Source organism: Stenotrophomonas sp. STEN038, from assembly GCF_056759895.1.
This window is the reverse complement of sequence record NZ_JBRRDW010000112.1, coordinates 1-2,723: the sequence shown is the minus strand read 5'-3', so window position 1 is coordinate 2,723 and position 2,723 is coordinate 1. Positions and strand designations below refer to the sequence as shown.

At 62.9% G+C, this 2,723-nt stretch carries 3 protein-coding genes; all 3 read left to right on the top strand.

Going from position 1 to position 2,723, the window contains the following annotated elements; genetic code table 11:
- Positions 1-444: 444 nt before the first annotated feature.
- A complete protein-coding gene (hmpA, locus tag ACVOLS_RS21475; protein ID WP_481547308.1) occupies positions 445-1,626 on the top strand; it encodes an NO-inducible flavohemoprotein in 1,182 nt (393 codons plus the stop codon).
- 131 nt (positions 1,627-1,757) lie between these two features.
- Positions 1,758-2,138: a DUF1761 domain-containing protein gene (locus ACVOLS_RS21470; protein WP_481513888.1), complete on the top strand. Its 381-nt coding sequence runs from the start codon at positions 1,758-1,760 to the stop codon at positions 2,136-2,138.
- A 270-nt stretch (positions 2,139-2,408) separates the two neighbouring features.
- On the top strand, positions 2,409-2,723 hold a 315-nt coding region (locus ACVOLS_RS21465), incomplete at its 3' end, for a hypothetical protein (protein WP_481547307.1).

Below are 2,723 nucleotides of genomic sequence, written 5' to 3'. Positions count from 1 at the left end.
GCCGAGCCATGCTCGGCAGGAGCATTACCGGAAATGCCCCTTGCCGAGCATGGCTCGGCACTACGCTGTTGCTCCCTCCCTTTGGCGAAGCCAAGGGGAGGGTTGGGGAGGGGTTGGCTTTTCGCCGCCTGATGCAGCTGTGGCTTGGCGGCATACGCCGCCCCTATCTCGGCGGGGAAGGCCCCTTGCCGAGCATGGCTCGGCACTACGCTGTTGCTCCCTCCCTTTGGCGAAGCCAAGGGGAGGGTTGGGGAGGGATTGGCTTTTCGCCGCCTGATGCAGCTGTGGCCTGGCGGCATACGCCGCCCCCACACCCGCCGGGAACGCCCCTTTACCGAGCATGGCTCGGCACTGCAATCGTGCGGGTTCTTGATATTAGTCATCGAGAAAGCAGGCCAACTGCGCGGAACATGGAGCTACCCCCGAAGCCGGATAGTTCGCACCATGCTCAGCCCCACCCAACGCGACCTCATCAAAGCCACTGTCCCATTGCTGGAGACCGGTGGCGAAGCGCTGACCAAGCATTTCTACGGCCGCATGCTGACCCAGAGCGATGTCGCGCGTCCGCTGTTCAACCCCAAGCACCAGAGCAGCGGCGACCAACCGCGTGCGCTGGCCAACTCGGTGCTGATGTACGCCAAGCACATCGACCGCCTGGAAGCGCTGGGTCCGCTGGTAGGTCAGATCGTCAACAAGCACGTTGCCCTGCAGATCCTGCCGGAGCACTACCCCATCGTCGGCCACCACCTGCTGGCCTCGATCCGTGAAGTACTGGGCCCGGACATTGCCACCGACGAGATCATCGACGCCTGGGGCGCGGCCTACCAGATGCTGGCCGACCTGTTGATCGGTGCCGAAGAAGAGGTGTACGCGGCCAATGAAAAGGCCCCGGGCGGCTGGCGCGGTGCACGCACATTCCGCGTTGCCGAGAAGGTGCCTGAAAGTGCGGAGATCACCTCCTTCCACCTGGTACCGGCCGACGGCGGCGCGGTGGTGGACTTCAAGCCCGGCCAGTACATCGGCATGAAGCTGGAGCTCGATGGCGAAGAAACCCGCCGCAACTATTCCCTGTCGCGTGCAGCCAACGGCGTCGGCTACCGCATCAGCGTCAAGCGCGAAGGCAACGGCAAGGTCTCCAACCATCTGCACGACAGCGTGCAGGTCGGCGACACGCTGGAGCTGTTCGCCCCGGCCGGTGATTTCACCCTGGTGGCCAGCGAGCGCCCGGTCGCCTTCATCAGCGGCGGCGTCGGCATAACCCCGACCCTGCCGATGCTGGAGCAGGCCTTGGCCAGCGGTCGCCAGGTGCACTTCATCCATTGCGCGCGCAATGGCGACGTACATGCGTTCCGCGAGTTCATCGCCGACAAGCAGAAGCAGCACCCGCAGTTGCGCAGCTACACCTGCTACAGCGAAGCGCTGCCGGGCGATGCGGGCGATGCCGAAGGTTTCCTCAGCCGTGAACTGCTGGAGCAGTGGTTGCCGGCCGAGCGCGATATGGACGCTTACTTCCTCGGCCCGAAGCCGTTCATGGCGCAGGTGAAGAAGCTGCTGCGTGATGTAGGCGTGCCGGAAGCGCAGAGCCGTTACGAGTTCTTTGGCCCGGCTGCAGCGTTGGAAGCCTGAGCCGCGTCATAGCAAAGTGTGCGAGGTAGGAGGCCGGCGGGGAAACCCGCCGGCCTTCTTTTTGATGGCAGCTTCGCAAGCGCCTGCGGCGGCGCTAGGATGCGGCATCGCTCACTGCCAAGGGGAAGTGCATGAACGTCTATGCCGTGGTGTTGGCCGCTGTATCGAGTTTCCTGTTGGGCGGGCTGTGGTATTCACCGGTCCTGTTCGGCCGCGCCTGGAACCGCGAGAACGGCGGCGAAGTGCCGCAGGGACATCCGGGCAAGGTATTCGGCGTGGCCTTTGTGTTCTCGTTGGTAGCGGCGTTTGCCTTCGCATGGTTTGTCGGCCCGCAGCCGGAGCTGCGCAAGGCCTTGTTGTGCGGTCTGGTCGCCGGCTTCGGCATGGTCGCGGCGAGCTTCGGCATCAACTACCAGTTCGCCCAGCGCAGTGGAAAACTGTGGGCGATCGACGGCGGGTATCACACCGCACAATTCGTGCTGTTCGGCCTGATCCTCGGCCTGTGGCACTAACCCAGTAGTAGCAGCTGTTGCTGTTGCCCTAGCCCCCTCTCTTTGCCGCAGGCAAGGGGAGGGCTGGGGAGGGGTAGCAGTTGCCTTTGCCTTTGCCTTTGCCTTTGCCTTTGCCTTTGCCTTTGCCTTTGCCTTTGCAGTTGCAGTTGCAGTTGCAGTTGCAGTGGATTTTGACTTTGACTTCCCGGGTCCCCTTCCGCAGCGACGGAGCTGACGGACAAGACCCCGCATGGGGCGGCGTGCAGGACGCACGTCGTTTTTCGACGATACATGGATGTATCGTCGAAAAATCCCGGCAGCGGAGTGAACCTGGAGCGCGCAGGCAGGGTGTGCTTTCTTTGGGCCACGTTTCTTTGCACAAGCAAAGAAAGGTGCGCTCGCGCGCCGCAGGCGGGCGAAAGCTCTGCACTGGCTTTGGCTTTGGCTTTGGCAGCAACAGCAACAACAACAGCAACAGCAACAACCGAAGCCAGGGCTTTCACTCCCCTTCGGGGAGCGAGTTACTTTTCTTTGCTTGTGCAAAGAAAAGATAACCAAAAGAAAGCACACCCTGCCTCCGCGCCCACGCCGCTGCGCGACGCGGGT

Bases quoted from the DNA above. Each gene is read 5' to 3' on its own strand.
- hmpA (WP_481547308.1), top strand. From the start codon at position 445: ATGCTCAGCCCCACCCAACGCGACCTCATCAAAGCCACTGTCCCATTG.
- ACVOLS_RS21470 (WP_481513888.1), top strand. From the start codon at position 1,758: ATGAACGTCTATGCCGTGGTGTTGGCCGCTGTATCGAGTTTCCTGTTG.